Below are 16,121 nucleotides of genomic sequence, written 5' to 3' on the forward strand. Positions count from 1 at the left end.
TTGCAAAGTTAAGCGCGCACACCGCTCGCGACAAGGATCAAGCAATGTATAACTTACCCGATGCTCGCGGTCATTTTGGACCGTACGGCGGCGTTTTTGTGGCCGAGACCCTGGTGCATGCGCTCAGAGAACTGGGCGAAGCCTATGAAAAATATCGCAACGACCCGCTATTCGTGGCCGAATACGAGTCCGAGCTCAAGCACTTCGTTGGCCGTCCTTCGCCGATCTATCACGCCAAGCGCTGGTCGGACATGCTGGGCGGTGCGCAGATTTACCTCAAGCGCGAAGACCTGAACCACACCGGCGCGCACAAGATCAACAACGTGATCGGGCAGGCACTGCTCGCCAAGCGCATGGGCAAGCCACGCGTCATCGCCGAGACCGGTGCCGGACAACATGGTGTGGCCACGGCCACGATCGCGGCGCGCTTCGGCATGGAGTGCGTGGTCTATATGGGCTCAGAGGACGTGCGCCGCCAGGCTGCCAACGTCTACCGGATGAAGTTGCTGGGCGCCACGGTGGTACCGGTCGAATCGGGCTCGAAAACGCTCAAGGACGCGCTCAATGAAGCGATGCGCGACTGGGTGACCAACGTCGAAAATACGTTCTACATTATCGGCACCGTGGCCGGGCCGCACCCGTATCCGATGATGGTGCGCGACTTCCAACGAGTGATCGGCGACGAGTGCAAGGTGCAGATGCCAGAGATGGTCGGACGCCAACCCGATGCCGTTATTGCTTGCGTGGGCGGCGGCTCGAATGCGATGGGCATTTTCTATCCGTATATCGACGACAAGGATGTGCAACTGATCGGTGTCGAAGCGGCCGGCGACGGACTCGAAACCGGGCGCCATGCAGCGGCGCTCACTGGTGGTTCGCCGGGCGTGCTGCATGGCAATCGCACCTATCTGTTGCAGGACGAAAACGGCCAGATCATCGAAACGCATTCGGTATCCGCCGGCCTCGATTATCCGGGCGTGGGTCCCGAACATGCGTGGCTCAAGGATAGCGGCCGCGCCGATTATGTCGCCGTGACCGACGACGAGGCGCTGCAGGCATTCCATGACTGCTGCCGCATCGAAGGCATCATCCCGGCGCTCGAATCGGCGCATGCGCTGTCGTACGCCGCGAAGCTTGCACCGAGTCTGGCCAAGGACAAGGTCTTGCTGGTCAACTTGTCGGGCCGCGGCGACAAGGATATGCATACCGTCGCCGAGCGCGGCGGCCTGCAGCTCTGAAGCCGGTGCCGAATTTGGTGCTCAAGGCTTTGTCCGAAGCCGGCGATGTTGCCGGCTCGGCATCGGCTTTAGAGCCGGTGCCGAGTCAGGCTTGCGAGTCCGCTTCGGCCGCTGCGGCGACTTTGGTCCCTGCAGCGGCTCCGATCCCCGCAGTGGCCCCGGCAGCCACTGCGGTGATGCCCGTCGATTTGGCCGGCATCACCGTGCTCAATCGCGATTTCATGGCTGATGTCGCCGCTTTGCCCGATGCAAGCTTCGACCTCATCCTGGCCGATCCGCCCTATGGCCTGGGCAAGGATTACGGCAACGATTCCGACAAGCTCGGCGGTGCGGAGCATCTCGCCTGGACCTTCCAGTGGCTCGAACTGGCGATCCCCAAGCTCAAGTCGTCCGGTTGCCTGTACATCTTCTGCACTTGGCAATACGCGCCTGAAATCTTCAGCTTCCTGAAAACGAAGCTGGTCATGGTGAACGAAATCATCTGGGACCGGCGCGTGCCGAGCATGGGGGGCACCACACGGCGGTTCACCTCGGTGCACGACAACATCGGCATGTTCGCGTTCTCGAAAGACTATTACTTCAACCTCGATCCGGTGCGCGTGCCCTATGACGCCGTGACCAAGAAAGCACGTTCGCGCAAGCTGTTCGAGGGCAGCAAGTGGCTGGAGCTCGGCTATAATCCGAAGGATCTCTGGTCGGTGTCGCGCCTGCATCGGCAGCACGCCGAACGCGTCGATCATCCGACGCAAAAGCCGCTGGAAATCATAGAACGCATGGTGCTGGCGAGTTGCCCGCCGGGCGGCCGGGTGCTCGATCCTTTCATGGGCAGCGGCACGACTGCAGTGGCTTGTGCCAGACACGGACGCCAGTTTGTCGGTTACGAAGTGAACCCGGACTACTGCGAAATCGCCCGTCAACGTCTTACCGAGATTACACCTGATAATGTCCCGAATTAAATCCACTTTTGCCGCGCTGCAGGCGCAGGGGCGCAAAGGACTGATCCCCTTCATGACAGCGGGCGATCCGGACCCGGCGCGCACGGTCGAATTCATGCACGCGCTGGCGGCGGGCGGCGCCGATGTCATCGAACTCGGCGTACCGTTTTCGGATCCGATGGCCGACGGCCCGGTGATCCAGCGCTCCAGCGAACGCGCCTTGGCGCAGGGCGTGAGCCTGCGTCATGTCCTGAAAAATGTGCAAACGTTTCGCGAGACCAACACCACGACACCGGTGGTGCTGATGGGCTATGCCAATCCAATCGAACGGCTTGGCGTCGAGGCATTCGGCACACAGGCGAGTGAGGCCGGTGTCGATGGCGTGCTGGTCGTCGACTATCCGCCCGAAGAAGCGACCGAATTCGCGCAGACCATGCGCGGTTACGACATCGACCCGATCTTCCTGTTGGCGCCGACCTCGACCGCCGATCGGATTGCCGCGGTGGGCAAGGTCGCCAGCGGCTACGTGTACTACGTCTCGCTCAAGGGCGTGACGGGCGCAGCCAACCTCGATGTGCAGAGCATCGCGGCGATGTTGCCGGAAATTCGCAAAAGCGTGCCTTTGCCGATCGGCGTGGGCTTCGGCATACGCGACGCGCAGACCGCCAGCGCGGTGGCTGCGGTTTCCGACGCGGTGGTGATCGGTAGCCGCATCGTGCAATTGCTCGAACAGACACCCCCGGCACAGGCTGCAGGCGCGTTGCAGGCGTTTATCGCCGAAATTCGCCAAGCACTGGATGCCGGACTGAGTAGCCCGATCGCCGCATAGGCGATAATGGCATATGGGGCCCGCGTTCAGGCGGGCCGGTATTGACCCGTTGAGTTCTGCCCGCTTGGCCAGTCCGCAAAATCCGCCTTGTGCGGACCCGGCGCGGCGGGACTAACCAGGAGTAAAAATGAGCTGGCTCGATAAACTGCTGCCACCGAAAATCAAACAGACTGATCCGGCGAATCGCAAAAGCATTCCCGAAGGTCTGTGGATCAAGTGCCCGTCGTGCGAAGCGGTGCTGTACCGCAACGACGTCGAGGCCAATCTGCATGTCTGTCCGAAGTGCGATCATCACATGCGTATTGGTGCACGGGGCCGCCTCGATGCCTTGCTCGATCCGGAAGGCCGCTATGAAATCGGTCAGGAAATCCTGCCGGTCGATGCGCTCAAGTTCAAGGACAGCCGCAAATATACCGAGCGCATGAAGGAAGCGATGGACGACACCGGCGAGACCGATGCGATGGTCGTGATGGGCGGTGCCATCCACACCTTGCCGGTGGTGGTGGCCTGCTTCGAATTTTCGTTCATGGGCGGCTCGATGGGTTCGGTGGTGGGCGAGCGTTTCGTGCGCGGCGCCCAGAATGCGCTCGAGCAGCAAACGCCGTTTATCTGCGTGACGGCCTCGGGCGGTGCGCGCATGCAGGAGAGCCTGCTGTCGCTCATGCAGATGGCCAAAACCACGGCGATGCTGACCAAGCTGTCGGAAGCCAAGCTGCCGTTTATTTCGGTCCTGACCGATCCGACCATGGGTGGGGTGTCGGCTTCGTTCGCGTTCCTGGGCGATGTCGTGATTGCCGAGCCGAAGGCGTTGATCGGCTTTGCCGGCCCGCGCGTGATCGAGCAGACGGTGCGCGAAAAGCTGCCGGAAGGTTTCCAGCGCTCCGAGTTTCTCATCCAGAAAGGCGCGATCGACATGATCGTCGACCGGCGCAAGATGCGCGAGGAAATTGCCCGGCTGATCGCGATCCTGTCGCGTCAATCGGCCGACGCCGTCGCTTGAGTGGTTGCCTGACTGTTTGCTGGGACGCTCACCTGCGGGCGCCAATCGGCCGCGGTCGTCTCCTGAAATCGCCTACGATGCAAAAAGCGCGGCATAGTCGTGATGCCGCGCTTTCTTTTTTTGACCATGACCACATTTGAACATTTAGAAGACTGGTTGGCCCATCTTGAAACGGCGCATCCCGTCGGCATCGACATGGGGCTTGCGCGCATCGGCCAGGTCAAAGACGCGTTAGGGCTGCAGTTCGCTTGCCCGGTGATTACGGTGGGGGGCACCAACGGCAAAGGCTCGACCTGCACCGTGCTGGAGACCATTCTGCTGCGTGGCGGTTACCGCGTGGGTTGCCATACCTCGCCGCACTTGCTGGCCTTCAACGAACGCGCGCGCGTTGACGGCGAAAACGTCAGCGATGCCGAACTATTGCAGCACTTTCATGCCGTAGAGAAGGCGCGATGCAGCTTAGCCGAGCCGGTCTCGCTGACTTACTTCGAATTCACGACCCTGGCGATCCTGCATTTGTTCGCCGCGCGCGGCTTGGACGCGGTGATTCTGGAAGTCGGCCTCGGTGGTCGGCTCGATGCGGTCAACGTGATCGACACCGATTGCGCCGTGCTGACCAGCATCGATATCGATCACACGGAGTATCTCGGCGACACGCGAGAAAAAATCGGCTTCGAGAAGGCCGGTATTTTCCGTGCCGGCAAACCGGCTATCGTGGGCGATCCGCTACCGCCGCAGTCAGTTATCGACCACGCCGAGGCGATCGGGGCCGATCTCTGGCTGGTCGGGCGCGATTTCAGCTATGTGGCGCAAAAGGGCAGCGAACGGCAGCAGTGGAGCTATGCCGGGCGTGAGATGCGGCGCTCGGCGCTCGCGTATCCGGCCTTGCGCGGCGCCAATCAGTTGCTCAATACCGCGGCGGCGCTGGCGGCATTGGAATCGTTGCGGGAGCGCTTGCCGGTGACGGCGCAAGACGTGCGTCTGGGCTTGGCCAACGTCGATTTGCCGGGGCGTTTTCAGGTTCTGCCGGGCAAGCCGGCGATTATTCTCGATGTTGCGCATAACCCTCACGCGGCGGCTGTGCTCGAGCAAAATCTTGGCAATATGGGCTACTTCCCTTATACCTATGCGGTGTTTGGCGCGATGCAGGACAAGGATATCGCCGGGGTGATCGAGCGCATGAAAGGCGAGGTCGACCACTGGTATCTGGCAGCCTTGCCGACCGCGCGCGCCGCGAGTACCGCGGTGCTGGAGGCTGCATTACATGAAGCTGGCGTGTCTGACGGGCCGGTGGCCGGCGCCAAAGGGGGCGAAGCGAGCATCCGCCATTTCGAGGCACCGCAAGATGCTTATGCAGAAGCGTTAAAGCAGGCGTCCGAGAATGATAGAATTGTGGTCTTCGGATCGTTTTACACTGTCGCCGGTGTGATGGCCTATCGGAAACTGCAGCAGCATTGATCAGGTGCGTGGCCGGTAGTCTTGATTTTGGGGCGATGGTCCCCATGTACAGGGTAAGCCGCGCGACAGATGCATCAACGTGGTGTGGCATGTTGCCGCAGCATGCGTAGTTGGACAAACTAGCCAGTACTAACGAGTCAAAGCCGCTCAGGGCCATTTATGGGACTGTTTTCCTCCGGCAACAAGGACGAGGCGCCTTCGCGCCGCAGCAAGGCCCCGGCCGACCGGTCGGGTGAAGGGCGCCGTACGCGTGGCGAGGGGCGCAGCCAGCAAGGGTCGCTGCTCGATCCGACATTGCCCGAGAAGCAGCGTGCCCGGCACCGTCTAATCGGCGCGATCGCGATGGTCCTGGCCGCGGTGATCGGTTTGCCGATGGTGTTGGATTCGCATCCGCGGCCGGCCTCCGACGATATCGCCATCGATATTCCCGGCGCAAACAAGTCAGCCACCGTGCAGACGGCCGCGCCTGCGCTTGATCAATCTATTGCGACCACTGCAACGTCTACCGCAGACACTTCCACGCCGGCCAAGCCGTCGCCCCTCGCGAGTTCCGCTGCTACAGCGAACAAACCAGCGAACAAATCGACTGCCGTAACTACCGTCGTGGCGGGCCTGCAAGCTAGCCCTGGGTCGCCCGCAGCGCCGGTTCCCATGGAGATGCCGCCGACTTCCGCCAACCCTGGTCCTGCTGGGCCTGGTACACCCGCTGTTGCACCCACTGCGGCACCCGCTGCGCCAGCGCCGCACTTGCCGGCGTCACAGGCAGGTAGCCGCTTTGTCGTGTCGGTAGGATCGTTTACGTCGGATACGTCGGCCCACGCGTGGCTGAACAAATTGAAGGGCGCTGGTGTGCCGGCGTATCTCGAGCAAAAACGCCAGCCGGACGGCTCGCCGCGCATTTTGCTGCGCGCAGGGCCGTTCAGCGACCGGTCGAGCGCCGAGGCTGCCGTGAAGAAAGTCCGCGATGCGGGTTTGTCGGCCCAGTCGAACGAGGCATCCGGAGCCGCGAAGTGATCCTGGCGGACGATGCTGACAGCATTTGATTACGGCGCACTGGCGATCGTCCTGTTATCGGCTTTGCAGGGGGCGTGGCGCGGCTTGATCGCGGAATTGTTCGCGTTGATCGGCTGGATCGCGGCATTCCTGATCGCAAGTCATTATGCGGGTCAGCTCGCCGTGCATCTGCCCGCGGATTTACCGGGCCATGAATTGACGCAATTGCTGCTGGCGTTCGTGATCATCGTGGTCGCCGTGCTGGTCGGGGCAGGTATCTTGGGTGCGCTACTCGGACGCCTCACTGAGCTGATAGGGCTGAAATCGGTGGATCGTTCGCTGGGCCTGCTGTTCGGTCTGGTGCGCGGCGTACTGCTGGTGTTGCTGGCGGTGGTGCTGGCGGGGCTGACCGAGTTGCCGAACTACCCATTTTGGCAGAATGCGCTGCTGCGGCCCTACGCTGACCAAGGTGTGCAGCTCTTGAAACCGATGCTGCCCGATGCGCTGGCCGCCTATGTAAAAGCTTCCGCGTGACGATTTGAGCCTAAGGGTTTGATCTGGCTACGATTTTGCAGGACCGCTACTCGGCAACGAATGGCAGATTTAGATAACATGCAGGCTGAGGCGGGTCGATAACCGCGGGTCATAACCGCGTTTCGTAACCGTTTTGTAACCGTCTCGCTGGCCGCCTGATAGGCGGGCCACCCCCAATTTGTGTTTATTGAAGGACATGCCATGTGCGGCATCGTAGGCGTAGTTTCTAAAAATCCCGTCAACCAGCTCATTTACGACAGTCTGCTGCTTTTGCAGCATCGTGGGCAGGACGCGTCCGGTATTGCCACTGCCGACGGCAACAACTTCCACATGTACAAGGCCAACGGCATGGTGCGCGACGTATTCCGTACGCGCAACATGCGGGGTTTGCCGGGCACATGCGGGATCGGCCAGGTGCGTTACCCGACGGCCGGTTCCGCTTCCAGCGAGGAAGAAGCCCAGCCGTTCTACGTGAACGCGCCGTACGGCATCATCCTCGCGCACAATGGCAATATCACCAATACCGCGTCGCTCAAGGTCGAGATGTTCCGCATCGATCGCCGGCACATCAATACCAGTTCCGATACCGAGATTCTGCTCAACGTGCTCGCGCATGAGCTGCAGATGGCCAACCCGGGGTATTCGCTGGATCCGGAAAATCTCTTTACCGCTGTGAGTGGTGTGCATCGTCGCGTCGAGGGTTCGTACGCCGTGGTGGCGCTCGTGGCCGGAGGCGGCTTGCTGGCGTTTCGCGATCCGTTCGGCATCCGTCCGCTGTGTATCGGCAAGCTCGATACCGGGAAAGGGATCGAATGGATGGTGGCATCGGAATCGGTGGCGATCGAAGGCATCGGCTTCGAGTTCGTGCGCGACGTGCTGCCGGGCGAAGCGATCTTCATCGATATGGATGGCAATTTCCACAGCCAGCAATGCGCACTCAAGACGAGTCTGAATCCGTGCATGTTCGAGTACGTGTATCTGGCTCGTCCCGATTCTTGCCTCGACGGCGTGCCGGTCTACAACGCACGCTTGCGCATGGGCGATTATCTCGCCGAGAAAATCAAACGCGAATTGCCGTTCGGCGATATCGACGTCGTGATGCCGATTCCCGATTCGAGCCGGCCAGCGGCGATGCAGGTCGCCAACAAGCTCGGTGTCGAGTATCGCGAAGGGTTCTTCAAGAATCGTTACGTGGGCCGCACGTTTATCATGCCAGGCCAAGCGGTACGCAAGAAATCGGTGCGCCAGAAGCTGAACGCGATGGGCGTCGAATTCAAGGGCCGCAACGTACTGATCGTCGACGATTCCATCGTGCGCGGCACCACCAGTCATGAAATCGTGTTGATGGCGCGTAATGCCGGCGCGAACAAGGTGATATTCGCGTCCGCGGCGCCGCCGGTGCGTTTTCCTAACGTGTACGGTATCGATATGCCCACGCGGGGAGAACTGGTCGCTTATAACCGTACGGACGAAGAAATCGCGCGCATCATCGGCGCCGATAAATTGCTGTATCAGGATGTCGCCGACATGAAGCAAGCGGTGCGCGACATCAACCCGGCGCTGTCGTCGTTCGAAGCTTCGTGCTTCGACGGCAATTACATTACCGGCAATATCACGACCGAGTATCTCGATCGGATCGAGCGCGCCCGGTTGATGCCCGATGCGCAGTCGGACCGCGATGCCGGAGGGGGCGCGGACCGCAACGATTCCGGACGTTCACAATTGCATTTGCAGCTCTCGGGCGATTAAACAGGTCAGTAATGGATCACGCAGAAGAAGGTTTCAGTTTCGATACGCTGGCGGTGCGCGCCGGTACTTTGCGCTCAGAGTTCAACGAGCATTCCGAAGCGCTTTTTCTGAGTTCCAGCTTCTGTTTCGGCAGCGCAGCCGAAGCGGCCGAGCGTTTCGCTCATGCGGAAGAGGGCTATACCTACTCGCGCGTCACCAACCCCACCGTGACGATGTTCCAGAACCGGCTTGCGGCGCTGGAAGGCGGTGAGGCGTGCATTGCGACCGCCTCTGGCATGAGCGCGATCATGTCGGTGGTGATGTGCGCGCTCCAGGCCGGCGATCATCTGATCAGCTCGCAAAGCATCTTCGGTTCGACCTTGCAGATGTTCAACGTCATTTTCAGCAAGTTCGGGATTTCGGCGACGTTCGTCGATCCGACCGATCTGGATGCGTGGAAAAAGGCGATACAGCCGAACACCAAAATGTTTTTCCTCGAAACGCCATCGAACCCGTTGACTGAAGTGGCCGACATCGAGGCGATCGGACGAATCGCCAAGCTGGCACAGGCGATGTTCGTGGTCGATAACTGCTTCTGCACACCGGTACTGCAGCAACCACTCAAGCTTGGCGCCGACGTGGTGGTGCACTCGGCCACCAAATATCTGGACGGGCAGGGACGGGTGCTGGGCGGCGCATTGGTCGGCTCCAGGGCGTTCGTGATGGATAAGGTCTTTCCGTTCGTGCGCACTGCCGGCCCGACGCTATCGGCCTTCAACGCATGGGTTTTGCTCAAAGGCATGGAGACGCTCGGCATCCGCGTCGAACGGCAATCGGCTAATGCACTGGAGCTTGCGCGCTGGCTGGAGTCGCATCCGGCCGTGAGTCGGGTGTTTTATCCCGGGCTTGCGTCGCATCCGCAACACGCGATCGCGATGCGTCAGCAGAAATCGGGTGGGGCGATCGTGTCGTTCGAAGTGCGCGGCAGCACGTCCGAAGCGCAACGCAGCAACGCCTGGAGCGTGATCGATCATACGAAGATGTGTTCGATCACCGCCAATCTCGGCGACACGCGTACGACGATCACCCATCCGGCCAGCACGACGCATGGCCGTATCAGTCCCGAAGCCCGCGTTGCCGCTGGCATCACCGAAGGGTTGATACGCCTCGCGGTGGGGCTGGAAAATGTGAAGGACGTACGCGCCGATCTGGCGCGCGGGCTTGACGCTGTGAGCTGAAACCGTGAGCTGATATTTAATACCGATCAAGCAATACCGCTTATTTAATATCACTCATTTAGTAGCACTCAAGCAGCAAAAAATAATGCCGGACTGAAGCGTATTCAGCCCGGCATTATTTTTTGCGGGAACGGCCCGGCGCAATCCGCTGCGCCTGTGCCGTTGCTCGCACTGTTGCTCGTGGACGGCTGCCCGTGACGCTTAAACGTCGAGCAGTTCCACTTCGAACACCAACGTCGCATTGGGCGGAATCACGCCGCCTGCGCCGCGCGCGCCGTAACCGAGTTCCGGCGGAATCGTCAGCTTGCGCACGCCGCCAACCTTCATGCCTTGCACGCCTTCGTCCCAGCCGCGGATGACCATGCCGGCGCCGAGCGAAAATTCGAACGGCTGATTGCGATCCTTGCTCGAATCGAATTTTTGACCATCGGTGAGCCAACCCGTGTAATGGACGCTGACGGTCTGACCCGCGGCGGCTTCTGCGCCCGTGCCTTCGGTCAATTCTTCGTATTGCAGACCGGATTCAGTGGTGATTGTCGACATGGCTCGTTCTCGTTCAGTAAGGAAAAGCATCATGCTACCGCAAACGGGCCTCGCCGCCGACGGTTGCGTTCCGTGCTGCCTGCATTCCACCGATTGCCTTGCGCTGGTTGTATTCGAATTTTGGCGTTCAGGGCCCGATCAGGCTTGCCGCGATATTGATCGACAGTGCGAGGATGCTGGCGTTGAAGAAAAACGACAAGACCGACTGCGCCAGCACGGCGCGCCGCATCGACGAAGATGAAAGGCCGATATCGGCCGTTTGCGACGCGACCGCGATCGTAAACGAGAAATACATGAAATCCCAGTAATCGGGTTCCAGATCGACATCGGGAAATGTCAGGGGAGGTTTCCCGGTCGCGATGTAGTACAGCCGAGCGTAGTGCAACGTGAAGATCGACGGGATCAAAAACCACGAGCCCAGCACGGTGGCCGCGGTGAAAGTCAGATGCTGGACGCTCGAACTCAAACCGAGATTTTTTGCGGTGGCGAGCTCGAGCACGATCGCGGCGACGCTGGCGATGGCCGCGACGCACACGGTCGTTAGAACGATGACCGCGTTTTCATCTTCGCGCGCAGCCATTTGCCGCACGCGTATGGCGCTTGCCCGCGCCATCATGATCCAGATCAGGAATAGGTACAGCCAAACGGTAATGTCCCAGCCCAACAGCACGCGCACCAGCGGTATCAGGTGAAACGGCGCCAGCCACGCAAGTACCACGCCGACGGCCAGCGCGGCCAGCAGCCGGGGACGATCGAATATCAGGGATTTTAAAGTCGACATGGGCGGATACGATTTATACCTGCGATGCAGCGCGACGTGGCGGGTTTGCGCGGACTTGTGCAAACCCTATCGGCGCACTGCGGCTAGGCTGTTCTGCCAGGATTTAAACTAGACGGCTCGCCAAGATAGCGCATAAACGCGTGCGGTGCACTCGTTTATGCGCTGCGCGGGCGTCCGTAAGCCGGGGTTGGTGGGCGGACGTCACAAGCGGACGTCAGCAAGCGAGCGCCTGCGCCACCGGATGTTCACTCATCAGATAGACCCCGGCATGGCTATGCTTGGCGGCGCGCTTGGCCGCGGCGGCCGCCGAGGCGACATCCTCGGCCCGCTGATACGCCCCCGGCGCGATCGATGCCGCACCGATGGTCAGCGTGGTCAACGGAAAGAACGACGGGTTGCCATGACGGTCTTCCGCATCGATCCCGCCACGCGCCAGGGCTTGCGCATCGAACATCCCGAGCGCCCGTTCGTTGAAGATGTGCACAATGCGCTCGCAGCGCTCCCGCCAATCTTCGCTTTGGAACAGCACCACGAAATCGTCGCCGCCCACGTGACCGACAAAGTCGCGGCGCGGATCGCAGTTGGCCGAAATAACGCCGGCCACCAGACGGATCATCTCGTCGCCGCGCCAATAGCCATACTGGTCGTTATAGGGTTTGAAGTGGTTCAGATCGCAATAGCAAGCGACGAAGCCGCCGCCTGCCGCCAGCAATCGGTCGATATGTTCGCTGATCGGCAGATTGCCGGGCAGGAAGGTGAGGGGGTTGGCATGGCGCGCTGCTTCGATGCGCACCTCGGTCACCGCGCGCACTAGCTGTTCTCCGGTGCCCAGCCCGAGATAGCGGCCCGCGTCGGTAATGATGAAACCATCGGACAGGTAGCGCTGATTGTCGGAGGTCAGGATCGCGGTCAATTGCTCGATACCCTGATGCTTATCGATCATGATCGGGTTGGCGTCCATGAACACCGTACAGGAGCGCCGGCCAAACAGCTCCTTGTGATAGGGATGCGCGTAGCGGTCCATGAAATCGCGGCGATTGATCAGGCCGAGTGGCACACCGTCGTCGCCAACTACCGCCATCGCATGCAGCGCCGGGTGCGCCTGGAACACTTCCACGAGTTCGTCGTTGCGCGATTCCGAACGTGCCGACGGCGCCGATATCATCAAGCGATCGGCCGAAAAACGGCCACGCGTAACTTGCCGCAGCGCCGGATAAACCACCACTTGTTGGTCGCGCAGGATCTCGATGGACGGCGGGCTCAGTTGCAGATGCGGCTCGACGGCGGGTCGACCGATAAAAAAGCCCTGTGCATACACTACGCCGAGATCGCGAATGACTTCGAGCTCTTCGGCCGTTTCGATGCCTTCGGCGACCAAGCGCGTATCGAACACTTCCGAGATATGCATCAGCGCCTTGAAGGTCTGCAGCTTATGCGCCTGCGTGTCGATATCCTTCGAGAAATACCGGTCGATCTTGACGATCTCTGGACGCAGCTCGGACCACAAGCGCAAGCTCGAACGACCGTCCCCGAAGTCGTCCAGCGCGAATTCGACACCCAGTGCGCGCAGGGCTTCGACGGCCCTGAGCAGATCGACCAAATGGGTGATGCGTTCGTGCTCGGTCAGTTCGATTACGACGTTGGACATCGGTAATCGGGTCTCGCTGAGCAGCGCGGAAAAGCGGGCCTCGCCATTGAGCAGGAAATAATGGACCAAAACCGACGCCGACAGGTTGACGAACAGTTTGCCTTTGCCTTGGCGCTCGAAAAACTGATCGAGGCCCTGACGTGCGGCCATCAACTCCAGGTCGATGCGTTGCTGGTCGGTCGTGACTGCCCCAAAGAGGGTATCCGCGGTATGCAAAGGGGTATTGAGCGGCCCCCGAATCAAGCTCTCATGGCCGTAGATCGTCTTTTCGGACAAGTTGACAATGGGCTGGAAAACGGGCGAGAGCAGTCGGGCGTCCAGGATATCCTGAAGCGTGAGGGTAGGCTGGAGCATCAGTGAGGACACGGTGTCTCGCGGCTGATAAGAGGATAAAAAATCGGGTGATATTTCGTGCTGAGAGGCGTGCCCACGTGCCCGCTCAAGTCCTGCTTGTGCCCCCGTCGCGACGCTTGGACACGTATCGGGCCATGGTATAGGGACAAACTCACCGTCGATTCCTGCGCAGGTTATATCAGCGAAATATGCGTTTTTCGTGACAAACCCCTGACAGGACCCTATTAAAGCGCGCGCCATTGTCTCGCTATCGTTCTGCGCTGACAACCCCCCAATCGAACCCCTAAATTACACGCCGTAATGTGCGGCGTGCCCCGAGTCGTCGAGGGTGCTGGTTCTTTCGTGCGAGTGATTGGCTTTCCAACGTGCCCGGATAAAGGGGTGCTCGTGACCTGACAAGCTCAGCGCCACTTGGGTCACCCAGTGTTGTGTCGGGGCGCGCAAACCATGCAGTGCGACCGCCAGGACGATCAGACTGAAGGCAATCCGATACGGTGCTGTACGTGCCGGCTCGCGGCGAATCAGCACGAGTACCAGGCTGAGCGCCACCAACGCCCCGAGCACGCATCCGGCGACCATTTCGGAAACCGAGTGGGCAAGCAATTCGAGTCGAGACAGACCGACGAGCAAGCCCACCGTCAGGCCGACCAAAACCCCTAGGGTGCGCAGCACACGGGGGGCGGGCAGCAAAATCAGATAAAACATCACTGGAAGCACCGCGGTCGACAACATCGTGTGGCCGCTCACACCCGTAAAGTCAATCTCCCGGATGCCGAATCCCCAACCGAGAAAGGCGACCTTGGTGGCTGCGACCGCAACCGAAGCGACCACTATCAGGAACACCCAAAGCGCAGCAATGCGAGCACTGAACGAAAAAAAGAGCCAGAACGTGATTGCCAAGGCGATGGGAAGCATGACAGCGGCACCGCCGAAGCCAGAGAGGAAATACCAGTCATGCGTTGTGAGCGGCAGCATATCGAGTTGCAAGGTATGAGCGGATGTATTGGCGCCCCCTGAGGGGGTCGGCCACGTCGTCGCCGCGAGCGCCGATGGCGCCAAACGACGATGCCCACGAGTGCCAAAGACGTGCCAGCGGGGCAATGAGCGTGCCAACGGGCATGCCTATGGGTGCGCTAACGAGTGCGCTAACTATGTCCCGAGTATAAACGCTCCATTTAAATCCGGGCCATCTCCCGTTCGTCCGATTCACCGCCCGGCTTAAAGCGCGCAAAGTCCTGCCGGTAACAACCAGATTCATGAAAACATGTTATGGTGCACTGCACAAAACGTAATTTTACGTGCGCAGGTTTTCGCGTGAAGTCATACAGGCTCTGGCCCTTGGCGGAACGCAGTGGAGTAGATATGGTGACGATTTTCTCGATATTGCGGGCATGCTGCGGTAGTGCTGGACGGCTCGCTTCGGCGCGCGCCCTCCAATGCGGCGCGGCACTTGATGTCTGCGTTGACGTCGACATTGCGGCGCAGGCGCGGAGCGCCAGATGAGCGCCGATCCGCGGCTCGGTGCGGCCGAGTCGAGAGTCGGGCCGCGCGCCGCTGCCTGGGTGCGCGGGGATTGGCTGGCCGAAGAGTTCAAAGCGCCGTTCGTGGCGGGTCAGTCGAACGTGCCGCTGTCATACGGGCTATACCTCCCGTCAATGCTCCCCGCGTCGCCGAGCAATAATGCCCGCAAAGCGCTGCCGCTGGTGGTGATGCTGCACGGCTGCGCGCAGAGCGCAGCGGCCTTTGCGCGCGGCACCCGCATGAACGTACTGGCCGACGAACACCAGTTCGCGGTGTTATACCCAGAGCAATCGGATACACGCCACCCCCATGCGTGCTGGCAATGGTATGACCCGTCACCATCGAGTGGCGGGGCGGAGGCGCAGGCCATCGCGGCATTGGTCGACCATGTTGTGGCCCAGCACGGCTTCGATTCGACGCGGGTTTATGTCGCTGGACTGTCAGCCGGCGCCGGCATGGCAACCTTGCTCGCGCTGCGTTATCCGGAACGATTCGCTGCGATGGCCGCTCATTCGGGCATGGTTTTCGGAGAAGCGCGTTCGGTGATGTCGGGCTTGGACGCGATGCGTCGCGGCACCAAGGACGATCCGGCAACGCTCGCCAGTTCGGTCCTGGACGGTCAAGATTATCCGGGTATGCCGGCGCTGCTAATCCATGGAACGGCCGACGATGTCGTCAACCCGGTAAATCTGAATCAGCTCGAAGCACAGTTCCTGCAACTGAACGGCTTACTGGATGAGTCCGGCGGATTGCGCGAGTCGCAGGTCAACGAAAGTCAGCACGAAACGGCCGTGAAACGCGATTATTTCCGCGACGGCCGTTGCGTGGTGCGGACGTATCAGGTTACGGACCTTGGGCACGCATGGAGCGGCGGCGACGACTCCGTGCCGTTTCATGCCAGTCATGGCCCGGAGGCCAGCCGCGAGATATGGACATTTTTCCAGGCGCAACGGCGACTTCCCTTGGTGGTCGAGGAGACCGCCTAAGCGCGCTTACAAATCGTCACATAGTAAGACTGGTGTTAACCCTAGGTGCGCCTATACTAAGGGTATTCCCTAGGCATTTTGCCGAGGGCAAACTCTTAAAAAGTGCAGGGTTATCATGAAATTTATTGCTGAATTACTTCAGAACATTGGTCATCAAGTCGAGCAGGGCGCGCAGGAACGTTCAGCGGCCTATTTGTCGGAAGCCACCGACCTGTACGAACTCGAAACGCGCATGCGCAAGCTCGAGCGCGACGACGGCCAATACGCATCGGTTTAAGGCTAGAACTTACGCTGCGCTAGAAGGTTAGCGGCTCGCGGTGGCTGTTGGGTTCAGC

15 protein-coding genes are annotated in these 16,121 nt (G+C 60.5%); 11 read left to right on the forward strand and 4 right to left on the reverse strand.

The window, feature by feature from the left end; genetic code table 11:
• Positions 1-44 precede the first annotated feature (44 nt).
• The 9 genes from trpB (at position 45) to GSQ77_RS11250 (ending at position 9,953) form a co-directional block, all read left to right on the forward strand.
• Positions 45-1,238, forward strand: a complete 1,194-nt coding sequence (gene trpB / locus GSQ77_RS11210; RefSeq protein WP_158901993.1) for a tryptophan synthase subunit beta — start codon at positions 45-47, stop codon at positions 1,236-1,238.
• Positions 1,239-1,381: 143 nt separating this feature from the next.
• Entirely contained in the window at positions 1,382-2,194 is an 813-nt protein-coding gene (locus tag GSQ77_RS11215; protein ID WP_254067600.1) for a site-specific DNA-methyltransferase, read from the forward strand.
• Entirely contained in the window at positions 2,181-3,002 is an 822-nt protein-coding gene (trpA, locus tag GSQ77_RS11220) for a tryptophan synthase subunit alpha (protein WP_158901995.1), read from the forward strand. The genes GSQ77_RS11215 and trpA overlap by 14 nt, the downstream gene beginning before the upstream one ends.
• A 127-nt stretch (positions 3,003-3,129) precedes the next feature.
• Complete coding sequence (accD, locus tag GSQ77_RS11225; protein ID WP_158901997.1) at positions 3,130-4,002, forward strand: acetyl-CoA carboxylase, carboxyltransferase subunit beta; 873 nt, start codon at positions 3,130-3,132, stop codon at positions 4,000-4,002.
• Positions 4,003-4,128: 126 nt separating this feature from the next.
• The gene (gene folC, locus GSQ77_RS11230; protein ID WP_158901999.1) at positions 4,129-5,460 is read left to right on the forward strand and encodes a bifunctional tetrahydrofolate synthase/dihydrofolate synthase; all 1,332 of its coding nucleotides are present in this window, start codon (positions 4,129-4,131) and stop codon (positions 5,458-5,460) included.
• 159 nt (positions 5,461-5,619) lie between these two features.
• Positions 5,620-6,474, forward strand: coding sequence for an SPOR domain-containing protein (locus tag GSQ77_RS11235; RefSeq protein ID WP_158902001.1), 855 nt, complete (start codon positions 5,620-5,622; stop codon positions 6,472-6,474).
• Positions 6,475-6,486: 12 nt separating this feature from the next.
• A complete protein-coding gene (locus GSQ77_RS11240) occupies positions 6,487-6,987 on the forward strand; it encodes a CvpA family protein (protein ID WP_158902003.1) in 501 nt (166 codons plus the stop codon).
• A 201-nt stretch (positions 6,988-7,188) separates the two neighbouring features.
• The gene (gene purF, locus GSQ77_RS11245) at positions 7,189-8,736 is read left to right on the forward strand and encodes an amidophosphoribosyltransferase (protein WP_158902005.1); all 1,548 of its coding nucleotides are present in this window, start codon (positions 7,189-7,191) and stop codon (positions 8,734-8,736) included.
• 11 nt (positions 8,737-8,747) lie between these two features.
• A complete protein-coding gene (locus GSQ77_RS11250; RefSeq protein ID WP_158902007.1) occupies positions 8,748-9,953 on the forward strand; it encodes an O-succinylhomoserine sulfhydrylase in 1,206 nt (401 codons plus the stop codon).
• A gap of 201 nt (positions 9,954-10,154) precedes the next feature.
• On the opposite strand, the gene GSQ77_RS11255 is transcribed toward GSQ77_RS11250, so the two are convergent.
• The 4 genes from GSQ77_RS11255 to GSQ77_RS11270 all read right to left on the reverse strand — a co-directional run bounded on the left by GSQ77_RS11255 (position 10,155) and on the right by GSQ77_RS11270 (position 14,254).
• Positions 10,155-10,496: an FKBP-type peptidyl-prolyl cis-trans isomerase gene (locus tag GSQ77_RS11255; protein WP_158902009.1), complete on the reverse strand. Its 342-nt coding sequence runs from the start codon at positions 10,494-10,496 to the stop codon at positions 10,155-10,157.
• Between the two features lie 127 nt (positions 10,497-10,623).
• Complete coding sequence (locus tag GSQ77_RS11260; protein ID WP_158902011.1) at positions 10,624-11,277, reverse strand: DUF1345 domain-containing protein; 654 nt, start codon at positions 11,275-11,277, stop codon at positions 10,624-10,626.
• Positions 11,278-11,491: 214 nt separating this feature from the next.
• Complete coding sequence (locus GSQ77_RS11265) at positions 11,492-13,291, reverse strand: phosphodiesterase (RefSeq protein ID WP_216854880.1); 1,800 nt, start codon at positions 13,289-13,291, stop codon at positions 11,492-11,494.
• A 276-nt stretch (positions 13,292-13,567) separates the two neighbouring features.
• A complete protein-coding gene (locus tag GSQ77_RS11270; protein WP_158902013.1) occupies positions 13,568-14,254 on the reverse strand; it encodes a phosphatase PAP2 family protein in 687 nt (228 codons plus the stop codon).
• A 524-nt stretch (positions 14,255-14,778) separates the two neighbouring features.
• Here GSQ77_RS11270 and GSQ77_RS11275 point away from each other — a divergent pair.
• Together GSQ77_RS11275 and GSQ77_RS11280 are read left to right on the forward strand one after the other, a co-directional pair.
• Complete coding sequence (locus tag GSQ77_RS11275; protein WP_158902015.1) at positions 14,779-15,786, forward strand: PHB depolymerase family esterase; 1,008 nt, start codon at positions 14,779-14,781, stop codon at positions 15,784-15,786.
• Between the two features lie 115 nt (positions 15,787-15,901).
• Complete coding sequence (locus GSQ77_RS11280) at positions 15,902-16,063, forward strand: DUF3563 family protein (RefSeq protein WP_158902017.1); 162 nt, start codon at positions 15,902-15,904, stop codon at positions 16,061-16,063.
• Positions 16,064-16,121 lie beyond the last annotated feature (58 nt).

It is taken from the genome of Burkholderia sp. L27(2015) (genome assembly GCF_009765705.1).
In the GTDB taxonomy this organism is placed as follows: Bacteria; Pseudomonadota; Gammaproteobacteria; order Burkholderiales; family Burkholderiaceae; genus LMUX01.